This window comes from Hymenobacter coccineus, from assembly GCF_001816125.1.
GTDB lineage: Bacteria > Bacteroidota > Bacteroidia > Cytophagales > Hymenobacteraceae > Hymenobacter > Hymenobacter coccineus.
The window spans coordinates 1-3,977 of record NZ_MDZA01000193.1 but is presented as its reverse complement, the minus strand read 5'-3'; the positions used below and the strand labels follow the sequence as shown (position 1 = coordinate 3,977).

At 53.9% G+C, this 3,977-nt stretch carries 5 protein-coding genes; all 5 read left to right on the top strand.

The window, feature by feature from the left end:
• A partial coding sequence (locus BEN49_RS27955) for a hypothetical protein (RefSeq protein WP_158022883.1) occupies nt 1-262 on the top strand: 262 nt, incomplete at its 5' end.
• Nucleotides 263-462: 200 nt separating this feature from the next.
• Nucleotides 463-1,737 carry a MobV family relaxase gene (gene mobV, locus BEN49_RS12095; RefSeq protein ID WP_070743779.1) on the top strand — a complete coding sequence of 425 codons (1,275 nt, stop codon included), beginning with the start codon at nt 463-465 and terminating at the stop codon, nt 1,735-1,737.
• Nucleotides 1,738-1,987: 250 nt separating this feature from the next.
• Nucleotides 1,988-2,578, top strand: a complete 591-nt coding sequence (locus tag BEN49_RS12090) for a replication/maintenance protein RepL (RefSeq protein ID WP_070743777.1) — start codon at nt 1,988-1,990, stop codon at nt 2,576-2,578.
• Nucleotides 2,565-2,861, top strand: a complete 297-nt coding sequence (locus BEN49_RS12085) for a hypothetical protein (RefSeq protein ID WP_125916813.1) — start codon at nt 2,565-2,567, stop codon at nt 2,859-2,861. The genes BEN49_RS12090 and BEN49_RS12085 overlap by 14 nt, the downstream gene beginning before the upstream one ends.
• 121 nt (nt 2,862-2,982) lie before the next feature.
• Nucleotides 2,983-3,426 carry a hypothetical protein gene (locus BEN49_RS12080; protein WP_125916811.1) on the top strand — a complete coding sequence of 148 codons (444 nt, stop codon included), beginning with the start codon at nt 2,983-2,985 and terminating at the stop codon, nt 3,424-3,426.
• The last annotated feature ends 551 nt before the right edge of the window (nt 3,427-3,977 follow it).

Genomic DNA, 3,977 nt, shown 5'->3' with positions numbered 1-3,977 from the left:
GGGGGAGGCATGGGGGAAGCCAGCAAGCGGAGACGAGCGGTATTTGGCGGATAAATTGGTCGCGGTCGGACGGTCGGCCACGGAAGCACTGGTGCAGGTCGAAGGGTTGCCGGCAGCTGAGGCGTTCAGTCGTTTGCGGGCGTTGGTACAGGGATGGGCCGGGGTAGCTAATAACTCCATCATTGAGAAGGTGCAGTACAACGAGGAGCGGGAAATGAACGCCCAGGCCGCCCGAATGAAGCGCATCAAGAGCAGTAAATAAGGGTATTAGCGTAAGTAATTAGCGTAAGTTCTGCCCAAAATGTACCCTGAAAAAGGCCCGTTAGCGTAAGTAATAAGCGTAAATAATGAGTCCAAAACCGCGCAAGAATAACAACGGTATAACCCACTATACCGGACTGCGTCCGGTGGGGGGCTTGCAGCCGGCCCCACGCAGTATCTAGCCCCTTTCCCCACCGCCCCATGCCCTACGCCATTTGCCGAGTCGCCAAGATTAAGACCGCCCAGGCAGGCGCGGCCAAGACTGCCCACAACTACCGGCAGCGCGAAACGCCCAACGCCGATACCGAGCGCAAGCCGATGAATCACGAGTACGTCAACACGGCCGAGCGCAATTATTGGGAGTTGGCCACCGAACGGATTCAGGAGGCCGGGGCTAAAGTCCGGCATGATTCGGTGCGCGGGGTGGAAGTGCTGCTGACCGCCAGCCCGGAGGCGTTCAAGCGCCAGGACGATGGAACCGCGCACGACTGGCACGGCAGCAAGTGGGCCGAAGCCAATATTGCATTTCTGAAGGACAAGTTCGGGGAGCAAAACGTAGTGAGCTGCACCCTGCACCAAGACGAGCTAACGCCCCACTTTCACGCCGTGGTTGTGCCTCTCACCGCCGACGGCCGTTTGTCGGCCAAGGACGTGTTCAACCCCAAGACCCTACGCGCCCTGCAAACCGAGTACGCCGAGGCCATGAAGCCATTCGGGATGGAGCGGGGAGTCGAGCACAGCCGCGCCAAGCACGAAGTCATGCGCCACGTCTACGGTGCCCAGGAGCGAAGCCGGGGCGAGCTGGCCACGCTGACGAAGCCGGAGCCGGCCACGCGCCTGAGCATCGAGGGGCCGAGCGGGCTGGACCTGGTCAACTTGAGCAAGTGGCGGGCCGAACAGGAGGCGCGGCTGAACGCGGAGCTGGCCCGGCAGCTCGCCGCGGCCAACGAGCGGGCCAGCAAGGCCGCTAGCATCGCGCAGGACAGCGCTGGGGCCAAAGACCGGGAAAAGACCCTTGCCCGGCAGTTGGCGAGCGTAGAGGGCACAAAAACGAAGGAAATCGGCCGGCGGGAATCGTTCGAGGGGGGATTCAAGCGAGCGGCCGTGCTCGCAGTCCAAGGCGAGACGTTGCCGGCGAACGTGCTGGAGTACGGGCAGAAAATCCGCTCCAGTATGCAGACCGAAGCCGAAAAACACGTTCAGCAGGCTCTAAAAGCCCCTATTCGACAAGCGGGCGACCTGACCGAACAACTAAAAAAACTTCCAGGGTACACTTACCGGGAGGATGCGGCCACTAAACAGGGCGAATTGCGCCACACGGCCACCGGCAGCCGGTTCGAGCTGGCCGAACTGAAGCCGGGCGGGGTGCCGATGAAGGAGGCTTACGACCAGGCCGTGCAGCGCACCGCGCAGCGCGACCAGGAACAGAGCAAAGGGCAAAGTCGGGGAAGGGGAGGCATGAGTATGGGGGACTAACCAAAAAACATCTTATCGCCCGTTTTTTTGACCACCCACTAACCCCATTTTTAAGACTAAGAAGGGAATTTCTCAAAAAACAGCCTAAAAAACTGATTTTCAAAAACTTAAAAAAAGTGCCAGTCCAGACGTACTGGACTGGCAGTCCAGTAGGTGACAACTAGTCGTCTAATTTTTGAGTATGTTTTCTGGACTAAGCGTTTGTTTTATCAATACTAATAGTCTAACTTTACGGCTCATAGATTAGACAATGAGCACAGTAAAATCCGAGAAAATTGGAAAGCTGACTTCCTTTCCAGTTCACGAAACCAACCCTTACCTAGCAGCTCTGATAGTACCCACTAGAAATAAAGTGGTGCAAGTGGGCAATCCCAAAGAGTTCACAATGGTCAATAATGGGACGGGTGAAGAGCATAGTATGCTCATCGGCACAAAGCAGGCCGTTGATAAGGAACAGTTTAGAAAGATATTTAAGGGTCAAATTCAAGCCCTTTTTTGCCTTAGCGGGGCCGGAATCAAGGTTTTTGGATACTTACTCGATGCTTTACACGTATCAAAAGACCAAGTACTTTTTGACCCAAAGGATTGCATGAAATTTACTGGCTATACTAGTAAACAATCCATTTATGTTGGTGTAGGTGAGCTACTTAAAAACGGTTTCATTGCTCGTACCAGTAAAGCGTACACATTCTTCATCAACCCGGCCATATTCTTCAATGGAAACCGTTTGGTGATGATAAATGAATATGTAGTGCAGCAGGATAAGGACATGCCCTTACACCCAAGTCAGCTTGAGCTTTTTGAACAAACCAATGTCCCAACCACCCATGCCAACACCTGAACAACGCCTAGACCAACTAGAACCCGTTATTAGCGAAATGCTTGCTAAACAGGACGAAACGGCCGCCAAAGTAGAGCGCGTGTCGGCCCAGGTGCGACAGCTCACAGTAGTTGTCACCAACTCGCTAACCACCCAGAGCGATAACATCGAGTTTTTGCTTACTCAAACGCAGCAGTTGACAGAAGGGCAAACTAGATTGGAACAAGGACAAACCGAACTGAAACAGCAGGTAAATCAGGGCTTTGCGCAAATTATTACGCTTATCAATGAGCGGCTAAAATGATATAGCAAGGTGACCCAAAACCACCGTTTAAGCGAACGAAGCTCCCTTTACCTGAACCGGCCATCTTGGGACCGATGGAAGCAGTTTGCTACAGTACTGTGTCTACCTGTATCTTGCCATTATGAATACTTACTCGCTACCCTCGCGTTTGGTGCTGCTGTTTATGCTGCTCGCTTTAGTGAGCGCTTGTAGCCAAGCTAAGCAAGAAGACCCTAAACCTAAAGAATACGCAGTGCGCGTGCGTGTTACCGGTAGTAATATGATAGGTGGTACAGCCATCATCAACTCCACCTATAACTACAAAAGTGCGCCCGTGGAGAACCCAGTCATTGCGCGCGTTTACTCCCCTACGGTAAACGAGACCTCCGCTACGGTAAACGAGACCATCGACCTCGGAAAGTTTGGGGCAGCTGATCGGATACGCGTGGAAGTGGCAATGAGCGGGGTCAAAAGCGGAGCAGTCATTAAAGCCGAGATTTTAGTGGACGGGGTGGTGAAGAAAAGTTGTTTTGTGCTAGGCGGCGGCCTATTTGAGAGGTGTGAACTTGCAACAGATACCCTGTAATAGTGCCTGATGGTTGTGGCTAGTGCAATCATGAACAAAAGGGAAAAACAGCTTAGATTTGAGGGCTGTTTGAAGCGTAACCGGCTCTGCTGAGGAGCAACCGGCCAGGAATAGAACAGCCCCCAGACGCGCCAGCCAGCGTTGCAGGTTTCGCCCTCTGCTGGCCCAGCTCTAATACCACTCAGCGTTGAAGGTTCGCCCTCTGCTGAGTGGTTTTTAGGTTTTTAGGCATAGACCCCGCCGCGCTGTTTGAGGCAGTGGAGAAAGAAGAGAAGAGACAGCGCGGCGGGGAAAATGCCAAAGAAAACCTATCCCCGGAACGGGGAGTATTTTGTATTTTCTCCTATGATAGCACAGTGCCAAAAGTGCGGGAAGGACTACGAGCCGAAGCGTCGAGGGGGTAAATTCTGTTCGGTCTCGTGCCGGGTGGTGCAGCACCAGTTCATCAAGCGGGGGGAGGCATGGGGGAAGCCAGCAAGCGGAGACGAGCGGTATTTGGCGGATAAATTGGTCGCGGTCGGACGGTCGGCCACGGAAGCACTGGTGCAGGT

What these genes read in the sequence shown, in the direction of transcription:
- BEN49_RS12080 (WP_125916811.1), top strand. Translation starts at nt 2,983, where the DNA reads ATGAATACTTACTCGCTACCCTCGCGTTTGGTGCTGCTGTTTATGCTG.
- BEN49_RS12085 (WP_125916813.1), top strand. Translation starts at nt 2,565, where the DNA reads ATGCCAACACCTGAACAACGCCTAGACCAACTAGAACCCGTTATTAGC.
- mobV (WP_070743779.1), top strand. Translation starts at nt 463, where the DNA reads ATGCCCTACGCCATTTGCCGAGTCGCCAAGATTAAGACCGCCCAGGCA.
- BEN49_RS12090 (WP_070743777.1), top strand. Translation starts at nt 1,988, where the DNA reads ATGAGCACAGTAAAATCCGAGAAAATTGGAAAGCTGACTTCCTTTCCA.